The 17,827-nt window shown below is 59.6% G+C and carries 10 protein-coding genes; 5 read left to right on the forward strand and 5 right to left on the reverse strand.

The genetic code is table 11. The features are described 5' to 3' along the window. Both WBG04_RS18050 and hemB read left to right on the forward strand, forming a co-directional pair. On the forward strand, window positions 1–330 hold a 330-nt coding region (locus WBG04_RS18050; RefSeq protein ID WP_424316105.1), incomplete at its 5' end, for a CysS/YqeB C-terminal domain-containing protein. A gap of 2 nt (window positions 331–332) precedes the next feature. Beyond that, window positions 333–1,316, forward strand: coding sequence for a porphobilinogen synthase (gene hemB / locus WBG04_RS18055; RefSeq protein ID WP_424316106.1), 984 nt, complete (start codon window positions 333–335; stop codon window positions 1,314–1,316). Window positions 1,317–1,326: 10 nt separating this feature from the next. Here hemB and WBG04_RS18060 read toward each other — a convergent pair whose 3' ends face one another. Then, a complete protein-coding gene (locus WBG04_RS18060; protein WP_424316107.1) occupies window positions 1,327–2,202 on the reverse strand; it encodes a YicC/YloC family endoribonuclease in 876 nt (291 codons plus the stop codon). A gap of 62 nt (window positions 2,203–2,264) precedes the next feature. Further along, complete coding sequence (gene tatC / locus WBG04_RS18065) at window positions 2,265–3,578, reverse strand: twin-arginine translocase subunit TatC (RefSeq protein ID WP_424316108.1); 1,314 nt, start codon at window positions 3,576–3,578, stop codon at window positions 2,265–2,267. A gap of 223 nt (window positions 3,579–3,801) precedes the next feature. Here tatC and WBG04_RS18070 point away from each other — a divergent pair, with 223 nt between their 5' ends. The 3 genes from WBG04_RS18070 to WBG04_RS18080 all read left to right on the forward strand — a co-directional run bounded on the left by WBG04_RS18070 (window position 3,802) and on the right by WBG04_RS18080 (window position 15,497). Beyond that, window positions 3,802–4,374, forward strand: a complete 573-nt coding sequence (locus WBG04_RS18070) for an RNA polymerase sigma factor (RefSeq protein WP_424316110.1) — start codon at window positions 3,802–3,804, stop codon at window positions 4,372–4,374. 41 nt (window positions 4,375–4,415) lie between these two features. Then, the gene (locus WBG04_RS18075; protein ID WP_424316111.1) at window positions 4,416–8,549 is read left to right on the forward strand and encodes a YfbK domain-containing protein; all 4,134 of its coding nucleotides are present in this window, start codon (window positions 4,416–4,418) and stop codon (window positions 8,547–8,549) included. Window positions 8,550–8,624: 75 nt separating this feature from the next. Further along, window positions 8,625–15,497 (forward strand): hypothetical protein, encoded by a 6,873-nt coding sequence (locus WBG04_RS18080; protein WP_424316112.1) that lies wholly within the window; start codon window positions 8,625–8,627, stop codon window positions 15,495–15,497. Window positions 15,498–15,647: 150 nt separating this feature from the next. Here WBG04_RS18080 and argH read toward each other — a convergent pair whose 3' ends face one another. From argH to WBG04_RS18095, 3 genes are read right to left on the reverse strand one after another with little or no spacing between them, the layout of a single operon-like run. Beyond that, on the reverse strand, window positions 15,648–17,000 hold the full coding sequence (gene argH / locus WBG04_RS18085) for an argininosuccinate lyase (protein WP_424316113.1): 1,353 nt from the start codon (window positions 16,998–17,000) through the stop codon (window positions 15,648–15,650). Between the two features lie 36 nt (window positions 17,001–17,036). Then, entirely contained in the window at window positions 17,037–17,288 is a 252-nt protein-coding gene (locus tag WBG04_RS18090) for a hypothetical protein (RefSeq protein ID WP_424316114.1), read from the reverse strand. 8 nt (window positions 17,289–17,296) lie between these two features. Continuing rightward, window positions 17,297–17,797: a Fur family transcriptional regulator gene (locus WBG04_RS18095; RefSeq protein WP_424316115.1), complete on the reverse strand. Its 501-nt coding sequence runs from the start codon at window positions 17,795–17,797 to the stop codon at window positions 17,297–17,299. Window positions 17,798–17,827 lie beyond the last annotated feature (30 nt).

Here is a 17,827-nt window from a genome sequence, read left to right on the forward strand (position 1 = left end):
GCCTGGGAGGCGCTCAATGATGATCTCAATACGCCGGGATGCCTTGGCGGAATTTTCACCGGCCTGCGCGAATGCGCCGGACTGGAAGGGGAGGAGGCGGCAAAAGCTCTGGCGGGACTCAACCGGGTGCTGAGGGCGATCGGCCTGATCCTTCCCGAGGATGCGGCATCGGCCGAAGTGCCGGCGGAGATCCAGGCGCTTGCTGACGAACGCTGGGAGGCTCGCAGCTCGAAGGACTGGGCCAAATCCGACGCCATGCGCGACCAGCTTGCCGAATTGGGCTGGGCAGTGAAGGATTCCCCCGAAGGCTACGAACTGAATCCGACCTGACGATGCACATTCGCCCCCGCCGCAACCGCAAATCCGCTGCCATTCGCGCACTGGTGGCCGAGACATCGCTCTCGGCTGCCGACTTCATCTATCCACTCTTCATTCACGAAGGGAGTGAGGATCAGGACATCGATTCGATGCCGGGATGCAAGCGTTGGTCGCTGGACGGGCTGCTGAAAGAGGCCGGCGAAGCCTTCGCTTTGGGAGTGAAGGCGGTGGTGCTTTTTCCGGCGATCGGCGACAAGCTCAAGACGCCGGGTGCCGAAGAAGCCTGGAATCCCGAAGGCCTGGTGCCGACCGCTGTGAGAGCCCTGAAGGAGGCGATTCCCGATCTGTGCGTGATCACCGATGTCGCGCTCGATCCTTATAATTCCGAAGGCCACGACGGCTTGGTGGAGAAGCAGTCCGATGGCTCGCTCAAGATCCTCAACGACCCGACCGTGCTGGCGCTGTGCGAGCAAGCGCTCTGCCACGCCGAGGCCGGTGCTGATATCGTTTCACCAAGCGACATGATGGACGGCCGGGTCGCGGCGATCCGCGGAGAGCTCGATGATGCGGGCTATCAGGATGTCTCGATTCTGAGCTACTCCGCCAAGTATGCCTCGGCCTACTACGGACCCTTTCGCGGCGCGCTCGATTCCGCGCCGAAGGCGGGCGACAAGAAGACCTATCAGATGGACCCGGCGAATGCCCGTGAGGCGATCCGCGAAGTGGGTCTGGACGAAGGGGAGGGGGCCGACATGGTGATGGTGAAACCCGCCGGACCATATCTCGACATCATCGCGCGGGTTCGAGAAAGTACGACGATCCCCGTAGCAGCCTACCAGGTCAGCGGCGAGTATCTGATGATTGAGTCGGCCGCAGCTTCAGGCTGGATCGATGGCAAAGCCGTGGCCCTGGAGTCCCTGATGGGCATCAAACGGGCGGGTGCCGATTTGATTCTCACCTACTATGCCAAGCGGGTGGCCGGGTGGCTGGCCGAGTAGAAAGGCCCGACTACTCCACGTTCTGGACCTGTTCGCGGATCTTCTCGAGTTCGGTTTTGGCGGCAACCACGTTTTGCGCGATCTCCGCGTCGGAGGCTTTTGAGCCGATGGTGTTGAACTCCCGATGGATCTCCTGACAGAGGAAATCCAGTGAGCGTCCGGCAGGGTCACTGCTGGTGAGATACTCGCGAAAGCGCCGGAAGTGGGAGTCGAGGCGGGTGGTTTCCTCGGAGATGTCGCAGCGGTCGGCAAAGAGTCCGATCTCACGGACGACCCGCTCGTCGTTCAGATCGAGTTCAAGGCCGGCATCGCGCAGGCGTTTGAAGAGCACCTCGCGGTAATGTTCGGGGCGTTTTGGGGCGAGTTCGGCGATCAGGGTCTTGTGTTGCTCGAGGGTTTCAAGACGGGACCTGAGATCTTCGGCAAGATCGCTGCCTTCAGCGGCGCGGGTCTCTAGGACCTGGATGAGAGCCGCTTCGAGGGCGGGTTCAATGGCGAGCCAGGCAGCCTCCGGGTCGATGCCGCTCTCGTTGAAGCTGATGACACCAGGAGTTCTGAGAAAGTCGCTGGCGTTGGGCTGGATGCTGCGTCCGATTCGCTGCGAAATCCTGGTGAAGGCGACTTCAATGGCCTCTGCCATCAGTTCATCGACATCGAGGGCTGGAGCTGAACTGCTGGCCTGGTCGAGTTGGATCGAAACCTGAATCCGCCCGCGGGAGACTTTCTCAAGCACGGCTTTTCGGATCCGACCTTCGATCGTGGCAAGGTCGCGGCCTGTCTGGACCACGACTTCGGCTTGCTTGCGATTGACGCAGGCGATTTCGACGGTGGCGGTGCCGATTTCAGCGGTGGCGGAACCCCGCCCGAAGCCTGTCATGGAATGCATGGGCGCATTGAAGGCCACGGTGGTCGAATGAACCAACCGGAAAGTTCAGGGGAGAGCGTTTCTCAGTCGTTCTTGCGATGCTCGTCCGGGTCTTCGTAATCATCCCAAGGCTTGTGATCATCCGAGAAGTCCTCTTCCTCACCTTCCTCGGTGGCATGAGGATCCAGTTCTTCGTGGCCTTGATTGTCATGCTCAGGATCGGAAGGGTCGTGGTCTTCGTCATCCCGATCATGGTCGTGATCAGGGTTCTGCTCCTCATATTCGAGCAGGCGGGCCAGGCGTTCCTTCTCTTCGGCTTCTTGTTCGCGACGCTTCTTCTTCTCGTCGAAGTAGGCCAGCCAGATGCAGGTTTCGTAGAGAATGTACATCGGCACAGCCATCAACGAGAGCGTGAAGACGTCGGAGGTCGGGGTGATGATGGCGGCGAGGACGACGATGGCCAGGACCGCGTAGGAGCGGGTCCGGCTCATCATTTCGTAGGTGAGCAGGCCGAGCTTGACGAAGACCATGACCACCACCGGAAGCTCGAAGGAGAGACCGAAGAGCAAGGTGAACTGGGTCGCGAAGCTGATGTACCAACCGATGCGCCAATCGCTTGCAATGCCGAGGCTTTCATCCCACCCGGCGAAGAAAATGAGTGCTCGGGGAAGCACCACGAAGTAGGCGAAGAGGACCCCGGCAAGGAAGAGGCCGAAGCCGATCGCCATGGCGGGCCAGAGGGTGCTCCTTTCTTCGTCGTGAAGACCGGGAAGCACGAACTGAAGGACAAACAGGAGCAGCAGGGGGAAAGAGACGACGATGCCGGAGAAGAAGGCGAGCTTCATCGAAAGCATGAAGCCTTCGGTGGGTTGCAGGGTGGAAAGGTCGTTGATTGCCCGATCTCCGCCTCCATCGGGATCGGCATCTGTTAGGAGCAGGGCGTCGATGCGTTCTCGAAGTGCCTGGTTACCCGCCGTGGTGGTGTCGAGGAAAGCCGTCAGCTTCTCGCCCTCGAGTTTCTTGGCGGCGCGGACGAGGCGCACGCATTCGACGTCGAATTTCTCGTCCTCGGGAATTTGTTTGAGGAAGGCTTCGCGCTCAGTGTCGCTGAGGGCAAGGGCGGCGCGTTCCAACTCCTTGGCGGATTCCCAGTCCGCGACCGGGATGTCGGCTGGGAGTTTTTCAGCGGCCTTGACGGCCCAGACGTTTTCGACGGGAGCACGGAGGATGTCCATCACCTGCCTTTGGAAGGCGAAGCAGGCGATCATCGAGATGACGAGGGTCAGCACGACCCGGGTAATCATGATCCGCAGGTCCTCGAGGTGTTCGAGGAAGGGTTTCTCCATGTCGGGATTCGCCTTATCCCTGAGCTGGAAGACCTTTTTGAGCAAATACATCGGGCGGGGGCGGATACTTGGCGGGAGAAGGAATCTTTCGCAAGTCCGGATCGTGGAGCATTGCGACTTCCGCTTGCTTCGGGGGCCTCGGAGGAGAATCGGGCGTCACAATCCCGGTATTTTGGGCAAATGGGGGTCGATGAGGCGAAATTTCAGGAAAAATGATCCAAGGGTTTCCCCTGAGCCGTGTCGTTAGATATGAACGCAATGATCCCCGCAATCCATGGAAACCGCCACCAGCCTGACCGACGCTCGGTCTGAGAAGGCCGGGGTGCTGACTTTTGGCCCGATGACTGAGGAGAAACCCACACTCCGGCAAATCTTCGAGGCCGAGGAAGCACCACTGCTGCGCTTTGCCTGCGGCATGCTGCGGCAGCGCGAGACGGCGGAGGATATGGTGCAGGAGGCCTTCCTGAGGCTGCATGGCCATTGGGATGAAGTGAACAATCCCCGCGCCTGGCTCTACCGGACGGTGCGAAATTTGGCGCTCAACCATTTGAGAGACCACAAACGTGAAACCCTGACGGATGAGCCCGCTGAGTGGGATGACGCCGGCGGCTCCGGGAATCCCCTGGAGAGGCTCGAGGCCGCCGGCGCCGTTCGACTCCTTCTTGCCGAGCTTAAGGAGGGGGACCGTCAACTGATCCATCTGAAATACCATCAGGATCTCAAATACGAACAGATCAGCAAGGAGACCGGGCTGTCGGTCGGGAATGTCGGCTACAAGCTGCACCACCTGTTGAAGGGGTTGGCGGACGGCTTGAGGCGGATGGGGATCGAGAGTGCGGAAGGCTGAAATTCAAATGCTCCATTTTCCAATTTTAAAACGAAACAGAGATGAAAGACGAACCACGGAAACCCCTTGAGGCACTCGGCGACGAGGTGCTGGAGGCACGCATCGTGGCCTGGGTGCTGGGTGAGGCTTCGGCGTTTGAAGCGGCTGAGTTGGAGGCGCGGTGCGCGAAGGAACCGGAGTGGAAGCTCTTCGCCGATCGGATGAGGGAGCTTCACCGTTTGATCGGAGAGGATGGGAAACCTGTGGCGGATGAAGATTGGAAATTGCCGGAAGCCAAGCGGCGGAAAGTGATCGATCTCTTGGGTGTTGAGCCGGCGGTTTCCGCCAGGAAGGCACGAAGCCCGATGAAGAAGCAGTTGATCGTGGCGATGGCTGCCTGCGTCTTGGCGACACTCATTGCCTTGCCTGTGTTTTATCCTCGTGGCGAATTCAAGTTGGAGAGCGCTTCGGTCGTGAGCTACATGAAGGAGAGCGCTCCTGCAGATTACGGTTTCTCCGCAAGGTCAGAAGCTCCCGCATCATTGGACGAGTCACGTCGTCCCTACCCATCGGCGGGAACGCCGGCACCCTCGGTCCTTGGCTTTTCCGACGAAAGCGTTGTGCTGGAGAGTAGGCAGTTGGCTGAAGGGGAGCAGAGGAATCGAACAAGGGATGCCTCCCTTGAAGTGGAGTCGTTGGCCCGCGGGAGCCAACTGGCGCAAAATGGAGAAGCAGGTCGACGCTTTCATCCGGCCACCATTTCTCAAGGAGCCAAGGCCTCGCCCGCGCCAATCGAGAGGCCTGCGGTGACAGAGAGCAAGCCCCAAGCTCCTGAAGCACTTGCCTACAGTTTTTACTCACCTGCTGACGACGAAGCTCTGGTGAATAAGGATGCAGAGAGCACAAATTCAACAAGGTTGAATGAGTCCGCTGGAGTCACTCTGACCGATGGGCTCGATAGGCCATCCCGATTTGGGATGCCCTTGGACTCCATTGCTAGTGAAACGTCTTCAGAAGTTTCGGAGGAGCTTGAGGACGCCGCAAGTCTTGGCGATCTCTCCGCTGGTCAGGCAATCGAGATTGAGAACCCTCTGATTCCGTCGCTGGGCTTTGCAAGTGACCTGCAGAACGATTATCGACTGGGTGGTGAGCTCCATCGCGTTGGTGAGAGAGAATTGGACTCCACTCCTCTGGATGCCTTTTTCAGCGGTGATGGACTCAATCAATCGGATGAATCATGGGGCAAAGACAGCTATGGCGATGATGTTAGAATGGCCGAGCAGAGCTTGGCAAAGGAAGATGAGACAATCAGGTCGAATTCGGCTTCCCTTGGCGAAGTCGACAAGGATCTGGGTGAGCTGAGGCGGGGTCTCTATGAGGCGGAAGGTGCTTATCAACTCGGCAAGTATGATCAGGCGAAAGAGCGGTATGAGAATGTCCTTCGAAGGGATCCCTCCAATCTTGCTGCGCGTCGAGGATTGGAGCGGGCAAGCGCTGCGGATTCGGACTACTACCGAGCTGGCTACGATCAGGCCCGGGCGGAGTTGCTGATGGAAGTCGACGAGGCCTGGGAGTTGGCGGTGCCACCGGATGCCTCGTCGTTTGAAAGCAAGAATGCACCGGGCATTGCTGGGGAGCTTGATGAATTGGATTCGCTGGCGGCGGCGGAGGGTCGACTGCGGGAGCTGCAAGAGAAGCAGGCGAGTGGTTCGAGCGGTAGAACTTCGGCGCATGGCAACGATCGCTGGGCTTTCGATGACGCCAAGTCAGAGTTTGAAACGGGGCAGCGACTGCTTGAGCAATTGAAAGTCAAATTGGTGGGCGAGGAAATGCAGCGGAGGATCTCGGAGAATCCGGTCATTGTGCATGCGGAGCCGGAGGGGAATGCGAAAAAGCCTGGGCTGTTTTCGTTTGATCGACGTTGGGAGGCGAAGACGGTGTTGCAAGTCAGGCCCAGTACGCCATCGATGGAAGTGTCTTCAGGCGTGGTCTCAAGAACCGACGGGGCACCAAGCCCATCCTTTTTCCCTACCGAGTTCGAAGTGGTGAAGGCCCGGGAAACACTCGATAAGGCGATTGATGAGATGAATCTAACCGCTCGCTGGGGAGTGAGCCGGGAAGAGGCGAGGAAGGCCTTGGGCGAGATGATCGATGTCGAGCAGATCAAGGGAACGGATCTGTTCGAGATTCGTGCGAAGGCGAAGGATGCGGGAGAAGCGGAGCTGATCGCTGAAAAGGTCAGCGAAGCCTATCAGAAAAGGCGGGCCGAGTTGGAAGGGGAGCGCACGACTCAGGCCCTCGCGGAATTGCGGGATGCGGTGAAGAAGCAGGAAGAGTCCGTCGAGGAGAAACGGAAATTGCTTACCGCACTGATCCGTAACCAGAGTCTGGTTTATCAAGGGATCGGCGAAGGAGGTCGGCAAGCAGGCTTCTCGGCGGAAGATTCGGCTGAGATGGCAGCATCGTCCTTTGCGGAACTCTCTGAGAACAAGATCCTCTTGGATAGTCAGATCGAAACTCTGCAGAAATTCGATGACGAGCAGTTGATGACCTATGCCGCCGGACTGGAGCTTCCGGAGAACGGCATCAAAGCGCTGCATCCCCGGTATTTGGAAGCCAAGCGCATGCTTGATACGCTGAAGCTTGAAGGTTTGGCGGGCGATCACCCGAAAGTTGAGCAGCAAGAAGCCATAGTCGAGAAGATGCGCCGCGATCTCGACTCAGGAGTGGTCGAGCTCCGCGAGACCCTGGTAGCCCAACGTGAGCTTGCGGTTCAGCAACTGTCGAAACTCACCGATCAGATGGCCGGTGGGGTGATTGATGCAAATCAACTGCCGGACATCGAAAAACGCCCGGAGATGAATCAAAACAAAGTGCTCGACGCGATGGCGGAGATCTCGGCTGCGGACGAACCATTTTCGACCTTCTCGCTGCATGTCAGTGATGCCTCGTTCAAGCTGGCGGCGGCGGCGATGGAGCGCGGTGAGGTGCCGGCGGCAGAGAGTGTGAGGCCGGAGGAGTTCTACAATGCCTTCGACTATGGCGATCCGGCACCGACGGCGGATGAGCCGGTGGCATGTGCGATTGAGCAGTGCGCGCACCCGGTGTTTCCGCAGCGGAATCTCCTGCGTATCGCCGTGAGAACGGGCGCGGAAGGGCGGGCGGAGTCGACACCGCTGAACCTGACCCTGTTGCTCGACAACTCCGGTTCGATGGAGCGTGAGGATCGTGCCAATGGGGTCAGTCAGGCGGTGGCCGGTTTGGCTTCCCTGCTCAAGGAGGGCGATACCGTGACGGTGGCTGGCTTTTCGCGTCAGCCGCGTCTGCTGGGGGATCGGATCGATGGCAAGGATGCGGCGACCTTGAACGGTCTTGTTGATCAGACCCCGGCAGAAGGTGGCACCAATCTGGAGGAGGCTCTTATTCTGGGTGGTGACCTTGCCAAGCGGCAGTATCAGGAGGGCGCGCAGAACCGGGTGGTGTTGTTTACCGATGGTGCGGCGAATCTTGGTGATGCCGATCCGGAAACGCTGAACCAGAAGATCGAGCTGTTGAGAAACGAAGGGATTGCCTTCGATGCGGCCGGCTTCGGAGCCGATGGCCTGAATGACCGTTTGTTAGAGCGTCTGACCCGCAATGGCAACGGTCGCTATCACATCGTCAATGATGCGGAAGATGCCGACGAGGGCTTTGCCAACAAGTTGGCGGGAGCTTTCCGACCGGCGGCGGAGAACGTCAAGGTGCAGGTGGTTTTTAATCCAGCGCGGGTGGGAAACTACAAGCTGATCGGCTTCGATGAGCACCGCTTGAAGAAGGAGGATTTCCGGGACGATGCTGTGGATGCCGCGGAGATGGCTGCGGAAGAAGCGGGCGTGGCGTTGTATCAGTTCGAGGTGCTGCCGGATGGACAGGGTGAGGTCGGTGAAGTCAGCGTGAGGTTTCGCGATACATCGACGGGCGAGATGGTCGAGCGGAGCTGGTCAATTCCCTATGATCCCCAGGCGCCTTCTTTTGATCGGGCGAAGCCGGGGCTGCAATTGGCCGGGATCGCGGCGCTGGTCGCAGAGAAGCTGCGCGGGGCTCCCTTGTCCGAAGCGGTCGACTATTCGGAACTGCGACCGGTGATGGGCCGGGTGAAGGCGGAATATGCCGGCAACGAGCGGGTGGCGCAGCTCGAACGGATGATGCGGCGCTAATTACACAAGATTTACAATGAGCTTCGCGAGCGGCGGCGTTCACTTAGAGAGAACCACCCTTGAAAGAATATCCGAATGAATGCATTGAAACCGAAAGAAGGACACCCGCGCACTTTTGTTAGAATCATGGGGGCCATGGTCGCCCTGGCTTTGACCGCCGTGTCGAGTGCCCAGGATGTGGGTGAGGGGGTGGCGGTGCTCCCTGTCGGGAAAGTGCGGCAGGCGGTGCCGCTGTTCTACTCGGTGGAGGCGGTGACGGATGCGAAGGCAGCGGGTCGTCGGATTTCCGGTGAAATGGAGCTCAAGGTGCGGGTGCTCCAGGGTCGTGCGACGACTCTAACGATTGGCTTGGAGGGAGATGGCGAAGTGACTGATGTGAGCGGCTCCGATTTGTCCTCATGGTCGGTGCGCAAGGAGTCCGATGGTTCGCGTTTTCTCGACCTGATGCCGAAGATTCCCAAAGCAGATCCGCCGCTCTTTCTTGAAGGTGGGCTGCTGAATTTGCCGAACGTGATGCCGATGCCGTCGCGACTTCCGAAAGTCGACGGTCCCAGGGAGTTCGTGTTCAAGGTCGTCTTCTCCCATGAGTTTGAGAATGGAGAGGCGTTTGGCCTGCTGCTGCCCGGGCCAGGGAAAGCCGTGGGTTTTTCCTCGAAAGTGCATCTCACAGAAGCAGAGGGTTTCCGGGTCAAGCTGCTCGCCTTGTCGGGTCTCAGCCGGATCGACTCCGACTCAAAGCGCTTTGAAGGAAGTCTCTCGGGTCGTCTGCGTCTCAAGGTGATTCCCGAGGGGGGGGAGTTGCCGGACATGGAACTGATCGATCCGGTGCTGGTTGGGAAGGTGAGTCGTGACGGCGAGAGCGTTTCGTTCGTCCTGCGTGCTCGAGTTCAAATCAATCGTGAGGATGCCTCCGTGGTGCTTTTTCGAGGGGTGGCTCTGAGCGGGACCACGTCTGGCGACGGGTGGTATGTGCGCTTGGCGAAGAAGGGAGAGGCATGGGTTCACGAACTTGTTGCTACGGAAACGGGCGGAACCCGCTTGCTGGAGCTTCCTTTTGAGGTCGCGACGACGCGCGATGGGGACTGGCGGAAGATCGACTTCAATTTTGGAGCCGGAGTGGTGGTGCCGGTGACCCTCGAAGGTCTGGGCGAAGGCGTTTCCTTCGCGAAATCCGAGGCAGTCGTACCTCAACGAATAAGCGGTGCCTGGGAAGGGTATCTTAATGCTGGAGGTCAGGCGCAAATGGCATGGAAGGAGGGATCAGCGAAGAGCGATGGTGCCTTGTACTTCTCGTCGTCCGAGCTTTCGGAAGTACGAGTGGGGGCCGGCTTGGTCAGACAGGTTTCTGAAATTCGTTTTCAGGTGCTGCAGGGCAAGATCGATTCGATTCGGATGAGGATCGAAGGCGCCGGTGAAGTGCTGGCGGTGTCCGGTGAGCAGGTGCTCGGTTGGAATCCGGTCGAGGAGGATGGGGAGCGGTTCTTGGCGATTGAATTAAGTCGGCCGATTGAGGGAAGCGGAAGTCTAACGATTCAAGCACAGGCACCTCTTGGAGCATTTCCGGTGAAAGCGACGCCGATGAGGTTCGTTCCCGAAGGAGCGCTGCGTCACAGCGGATACGTCAGGATTGCCAACGAGGGAGCCGTGCGTTTGGAGATCATCGGCGCGAAAGGCATGATGCAATTGTCGCCGGAGCAGTTTCCGGGTGGCGAGGCGTCCGGGCAAATGCGCCAGGTCTTCGTCTACCGGTTTCCATCCGCCAGCTACGATTATTCGGTGGCCGCCGATCAGGTTTTGCCGGAAGTGAGCGTCTCGGAAGTAACGATTCATGAGATGGGTGAGACGGACCGGAGGATTCTCAGCGATCTTGAACTGGATATCCGTGAGGCCCCGCTGCGGGAATGGTTGGTTGGGATTCCCGAAGATTTTGCGGTCGCCGAGGTCGGCGGAGCGAGCGTCGCCGACTACAGCGTGGCAGGGGAAGCGAAGGGTGGCCTGCGGGAATTGAAGATTCTTTTCAATGCCGCCGTGGCGGGTCGGCAGTTGGTGACCTTGCGTCTTGAGAAAAACCAGGGAGCGGAAACCGGTGACTGGACTTTGCCGGTGCTGGAGCACCCCGATGCGAAGTCATCCCGCGGATTCATCGGCGTCGCTTCGGCACCGGGATATCGGATTCTAACAGAAGCAACAGGGGGGCTTGCCGAGACTCCGGTTGACTACTTTCCGAAGAAGATCGAAGGGCTGCAGCAGGGCTTCCGGATCCGCGAGGAAAAGTGGTCGGCGGCGATGAAGGTCGAGGCTCTTGGACAGAGCGTGCAGGCCGATGTCTTTCATCTGTATTCGCTCAAGGAAGGGGTGGCGTACGGGAGTGTGGTGGTGAATTACTTCGTGGTCGGGGCTCCTGCCGGCGAGTGGCGTCTGCGTGTGCCGGAGGGCATTGGCAATATTGACGTCACTGGTGAGAGTGTGGGACGCGACTGGCGGCGTGAAGACGGGGTGCTGATCGTGCCTCTGGTTCGGCCGGCTCTTGGAGCTTCGACCATTTTGGTGACTTTCGAGCAGCCGATGAGTGCTCGCGGTGGGGAGATTCGGCCGGGAGAGGTGCGTCCTCTCGATGTGCAGTCGGAGCGTGGATACATCCAGGTGACGAGTCCGCTGCAGGTTGATTCCTCGATTGCTGAAAGCGACGGATCGGTGCTACGGATCGATGCCTCGGAGCTGCCGGCCGAGTATCGATTGCTTTCCAGTGCCCCGACACTTGAGGCCTGGCAATACACGGCGGCTGATCCTGAGATCACGATGAACGTGAGCTGGTTCGAGATCGATGAACCGGTCGGTGAGGTGATTGATTTTTCGTCCTTGAAGACGCATGTCTCACGCGATGGACAGGTGGCGACGACCGCACGAATGTTCGCCCGGTCCAAGGGAGCGACCACCTTGGAAGTGAGGCTTCCGGAAGGTGCAAGGTTGTGGGAGACGATGGTTTTGGGTGAGCGTGTCAATGCCCGTCGCGACGGCGAGAAGACCCTGATCCCGCTGCCTGCACAGGTGGATCCGAACGAACCGATCGAGGTGATTCTGCGGTATGGCGAGGAAAAGATCGGGGAGTCGGTAAGCCTGCTTGCTCCCGAAGTCGGGACGGCGGTCGCGGTGACGAACTGGACTCTAACAGGCGACGAGGACCGGCGATTGGTTCCGAAGGGAGGCACCGCGGAGCTGGTTCGTCCGGTAATGACGGAAACAGGCTTCGAATGGATTGCCAGCCGCGGGAGGCTTGGTGCGTCGATGGTGCTTTTCCTGGCAGCGCTCGGTTTTGTGCTGAGGAAGTTCAAGTCGATTGGAGTTCTCGGTCTCGTTGCCATGGGGGGCGCCGTATTGTGGTCGTTCCTGCTTGCCAACGAAGCCATGGACCAGCGCCGGACCAGTCTTGCGACGCTTGAATACACGGCTCCAGCGGTCCTCGTTGGCGATCAATTGGTGGTGGAGGTGGCGAATATCGAGGCATGGAAGTCGATGGTGAGTGGATTTGGTGTCTTTCTGATGCTGGCGGGAGTCGGCTTCCTTGTTTGGGCCTTGTTGCGTGCCGTGGGGCGCGACAAGCATGTGCTGACCTGCATTGGTGGCGGTGTCTGCCTGATCGCCTGGGGTTTGCTGGCGCAGCGTGGAGGTGCGGTGCTGTTTTTCGGAGTCTTCGGGCTGATGCTGTTGATTGGTGCGGTGGTTCCGTGGCTGATGGGCTACTTGAAGGGTGATGGAAGAACACCGGCGGTGGCGGCTTCCCTGATGTTGCTGGCTTTGCTGGTGCCGCGAGCGGATGGAGCTGTTCCCGCTGGTTCGAGTCCGGCGGAGTCGATCAAGCAAAGCTGGGTCCTCGATGAAAGTCGGCTGGAGGCTGAGTTGTTGATTCGGGTGCGGGCAGAAGAAGCAGGCGAGCGTTTTCATCTGTTAGGCGATGAGGCGGTACTGACTGGATTTGAAGGGGCTGGCCTTAGAGCAATGAAGGATGAGGGAGGCTACTTCGTTGTTGCTGACGCGCCGGGGGTGTTCACTGGGCGTGGTGAGTTCGAGATGGCGGTGGGAGATCCGCGCAAGGGTTGGCGGGTTCCGACGGGAGCTGCGGCGGCGAATGAGATCCGCGTGTCGATGACGGAACCGGGCTGGACCTTCGAGGCGACCCAGGCGGCGCGAGTGACCCAGATCGAGCCTGCTGAAGGTCGTGAAAGTGGAGCACTTATCGTGCTTGGTGTTGGGGGAGAGTCGCGCATTTCGATTCGTCCGATGCAACGTGATGCGAGCGACGAGGAGGTGCAATTTTACACCGAGGTGTCCGACCTATTCGTGCCCGGTCCGGGAGTGGTGAATGGGTGGCATCGAATCGCGGTGAGGCCCGCACGTGGCGTGGTCCGTGAGCTGGTGATCAAGGTGCCGGCGGATTTCACGGTTGGAGAGGTGGTCGACGGTCCGGTGGGTCGTTGGAGATTCAATCCCGAGTCGCGTGAGCTGACGGTTCCGATTGAGCCGGCTCAGGAGAAGCCGTTTGCCTTCAGTGTGGCAACGCAACGGGCGACTGAGGGTTTGCCGGTCGATCTAACATTGAACCCGATGCGGGTCGCCGGGAGCGAGGGTGCCGTCGGCATGCTCGGTCTTGCCTTTGGTGGTGAAGCTCAGGCGGAAGGGATCACCACCGAAGGCATGGGGGCGATCAATCTCGACGATTTCGATGGCCGACTGCTTCCACGAAACGCGGAGTCCGAGCCGGTGGCGATCCTTCAGAAGGCCTATCGCTATGGAGTCGATGAGGCGTTTGTGAGCTTGAAGGTGACCTCGGTCGCACCGGAGATTCGCGCGGACTTGAAGCAGACGCTTTCCTTGGGTGCCGATCGCATGGTGCTGGCAGCGGATCTTGTCACAACCATTACGCGGGCGGGCGTTTTCAAGCTGCTGCTTGAGATTCCCGAGGGCCTCGAGGTCGAGTCGGTGAGCGGTGCGTCGTTGAGCCACTGGACGGAAATCGCCGAAGCCGGGAAGCGTGTTATCTCGCTCAATCTCAAGGGTCGGACCCTGGGAGAGCAGAGTTTCTCAATTTCTCTAACAGCGCCTTCTCCCGGAAGCCTTGAGTCCTGGGATGTGCCCCGCTTGGTGCTGCGCGAGGCCACCCGTCAGCGTGGGACGCTGACCGTTGTTCCCGAGCGGGGACTGCAGGTCCGGGCGGTTTCCCGGTCGAATGTTTCGCAGCTTGATCCACGCGAAGCTGGAGTTCCGCGGCCGGGTGCGCTGGCATTCCGACTTCTCCAGTCGGACTGGGCCTTGTCGCTCGCCGTCAAGGAACTCGACTCATGGGTAACGGCGCAGGCCTTGCAGGAAGTGACGCTGCGTGAAGGCCAGGTGCTCACTCGGGCACGGGTCGTTTACCGGATCGAGAATGCTGCTCGCAAAGTGCTGCGTGTTCGGCTTCCGGGGCTTGATGAAAGTGCCGCGGCTACCGTGCGTGCCACGGGGCCGGCTGTTGGCGACTTTGTCCCGGTGGAGGGCGATGAGGGTCTTTGGGAGATTCGATTCCAGCGCGGTGTCGCAGGAGAGACGGCGGTGGACATCGAGTTCCAACGTCAGAGCAAGGGTGATGAGACGAGCATCATGCCCTTGGAGTTGATCGACATCCGGCAGTCGTCGTACTTTGTTTCCGTCAAGACCGGTGGTCGTCTCAATGCGAGCGTCAGCAAGACGCCGCGCGGCTGGCAGAAGACCGATTGGAACGGCGTGCCATCTGCCTTGCGAGGTGAACGGCGTGGCGATCTTGCGGATTTTCTCTATCGAGTGGCGGAAGTGGAAGGCCCGCTGGTGGTGACAGTGGCGCGTCACGAGCTTGCCGAGTCCGAGCGCTTGCGCGTCAAGAAGGGCGTCTTGCGAACTTTGATTTCCACTGAGGGGAGTTCGATCACTTCGGTGGAATTGTACATTGATGCGAGCGCCAAGGTGACCTTGAACCTGGCGCTGCCCGAAGGCGTGACGCCCTTCAATCTGGCGGTGAATGGAGAGGGCGTGCCCTTGGTGCGCAGCGGGAGCGAGTGGCTTTTTTACGTTACCCCGGCACCGGTGGCGAGCGAACCGGCATTGGTTGAGTTCTCGTATTCGCATGAGTCGGCGAAGCGCGGATTGCTGAGTGGTCCACGACTCGGCGTACCGCTTGAGAATTTGATCTGGGATGTTTTCGTGCCGGAAGGATGGCTGCTTGCCGGAAGTCGCGGTGACTTTCAGTTGGTGAAGCAGGAGGAAACCGGTGCCTTGAGTCTAGAGGGCTATCTGGCGATGGTTGATGCGCGGCGTGCCCGCGGTAAGGCCGAGGCAGTGGCGGAGCTTGATCAGGGTTACGCTTGGTTGCGTGCCGGGGAACAGGGCAAGGCGGGTCAGGTGCTGGGCAAGGCGGCGCGCAATGGCTTTCTCGATGAGGCTTCTAACGAGGATGCGCGGGTGCAGTTCCGGAATCTGAAGATGCAGCAGGCGGTCCTTGGGTTGAATACGCGGCGGCAGCGCAACTACCTCGACAATCGTTTTAGTGGGAATCAAATCGAGAACGCCCAGTTGGAGCAGGCTGCTGAGGAGAATCCGATTCTTCAGGGTCTGTCGAATTTTGATCCGAAGCAGTTCGATCGTTTGATGGTCGGAAACTCGGCGGAGGTGACGAGTTCCTTGAAAACGATAGCCCAGCGAATCGTGGAGCAGCAGATGGAAGTCGAAGCGGCGCCGGGATCGCTGAAAGTCGAGCTGCCGGGGCAGGGACGGATGCTGCGTTTTTCGCGTAGCCTGCAGGTGACGACGAACGAGCCGATGGAATTGCAGCTGCGTTTGAAGCGCGAGCGTCCGAGGGGATGGATGTTTGGTGGGCTGGTTGCGGCGTTGGCGGCCGGGGTGCTGGTGACGGGTGTGAATATGACTCGGAAGGTAAAGTGAGTCGGGAGGGTGGGAAGCAGGTCTCCGGGGTGAAGCATCGCGACGCGATGCGGAATTCCTGGAGGCACTGGTCCGTGGGTTGGAAACCCACGGCTAACATCAGGCGTCCCGATGGGACAAAAGGCACTTTGGGCTATGCTGCTTTGGGCACTAAGTGCTTGCCTTCCACCGCTCTATCTCGCGCTTCACGTTCTCGATGCTGGGTGCGCCGGGATTGGTGCGGGCGGCGAGGGCGGTTTGGAGATTGAAGACGCTTTGGGCGTCGGGCGTGTAGGCGGAGTCGATCGTGCTGAGATCGAGCTGATCGAGTGGGGTGCCGCTGCTGACGGACTCGGCGACGGCTTTGCCGACGAGTTCGTGGGCATGACGGAAGGGGATGCCTTGCTTGACCAGCCAGTCGGCGAGATCGGTGGCTAGCAGAAGCGGGTCGCTGGCAGCGGCGAGGCAATTTTCTTCACGGAACTCCATCGCCAGGATCATCTCGGTGTTGACGGCGAGGGTCAGGCCGAGGGTGTCGATGGAATCAAAGAGCGGCTCCTTGTCTTCCTGCAGATCGCGGTTGTAGGTCAAGGGGAGTCCCTTGATGGCGGTTAGGATGGCGACGAGGTTGCCGAGCAGGCGGCCGGTTTTTCCACGGGTGATCTCGCAGACGTCCGGGTTCTTCTTTTGCGGCATCAGCGATGACCCGGTGGTGTGGGCATCGGAGAGGTTGAGGAAACCGAATTCGGCGGAGGTCCAGAGGATGAGGTCTTCGGACAGGCGTGAGAGGTGGACGCCGCAAAGGGAGATCGCGAACAGCAACTCGGCGATGTAGTCGCGATCGGCGACGGCATCCATGGAGTTGGTGCTGACCTCGTCGAAGCCGAGTTCGGCTGCGATGGCGTGGCGGTCGAGGTTGATGGTCGACCCGGCGAGCGCGCCTGATCCGAGCGGCGAGACATTGAGGCGTTTGCGGCAGTCCGCGAGGCGGCCTTTGTCGCGTTCCAGCATTTCGACGTAGGCGAGAAGGTGATGGCCGACGGTGACGGGTTGTCCGCGCTGGAGGTGGGTGTAGGCGGGTAGGACGGTGGCGGCGTATTTCTCGGCCCGGTCGAGCAGGGCTTTTTGGAGATGGGAGATGGCTGATGCGAGATGGTCGATCTCGGCGCGGCAATAGAGGCGGGTATCGGTAGCGACCTGATCGTTTCGTGAACGCGCGGTGTGGAGCTTGGCACCGGGCGCGCCGATGCGCTTGGTGAGCTCCGCCTCGATGTTCATGTGGATGTCTTCGAGTGAGGTCTTGAACTCGAACTTGTTGGCATCGATGTCTGCTTCGATCTCCCGCAGGCCCTTTTCAATCGCGGTGAACTCTTCCTCTGTTAGAAGATCCTTCTGCACCTGCGCGCGGGCATGGGCGATCGAGCCGGCGATGTCATGCTTGTACAAACGCCAGTCGTAGGAGATGGATTCTCCGAATTGCTGGACGAGTTCAGCAGTTTCCTTGGCGAAGCGGCCTTTCCACATGTTGGTCTGATACTTTGGGATTGATGTTAGGTTTCTTCATCGGGGGGGCTGGCGGTACCAGATCGTGATGAAAACGGCGTTTGCTCCCGAGCTGTCGTGCGATCCGTTGGTGATGCTCAGGATCTCGATACCGGGATGGCGGTTGAGCCAAACCGCGGCTTTTTGGTGGGCGTCCTGAATGCGTTCGACAAGAACTTTCGTGCCATCAAGCCGGATGCCGCCCTTGGCCTGACCGTAGAAAACTTCAAAGCTGACGTCGCTGGAAGTTGGCAGTGGTGGGGGAATCATTGGCGTGGCTATCGCTTTCTGGCGGGGAGTCGTTTCGAATTGATCCGCGCCTGAATCAGGTTCGGGCATGAGCCCTTGGTACGCAGTTGTTCGCAGCAGGCTTCGATCTTGATCGATTGGCGGACCGGGCGGAAACCGAGGCGGCGACTCATGCAGTCGTTGAGAAGTTCGAGGTGGGAGTCTTCGAATTCGACGACTTTCCCACAATCGATGCAGACGAGGTGGTTGTGGCTGGGACGGTCGTTGAAGTTGGGATCGTAGGTGGTTTGGTCGCCCCCGAGGTCGATTTCATGGAGAAGTCCGGCTTCGACCAGCAGGGAGATGGTCCGGTAGACCGTGGCGCGCGAGGCATCGACGTTCTTTTTCCGGACCCGCTCGAAGAGTTCTTCGGAGGTGAAGTGCTCATCGGAGGCGAAGGCAAGCCGGACGATGGCATCGCGCTGAGGCGTGCGGCGCAGCCCCTTTTGGCGAATGAAGGTGTCGAGCTTGGTGAGGACCGGATCGTCCATGGGTCAACGCTAGGGGGCGTGTGCCCGCTC

Origin of the sequence: Haloferula sp., assembly GCF_049672945.1 — a bacterium.
Lineage (GTDB): Bacteria > Verrucomicrobiota > Verrucomicrobiia > Verrucomicrobiales > Akkermansiaceae > Haloferula.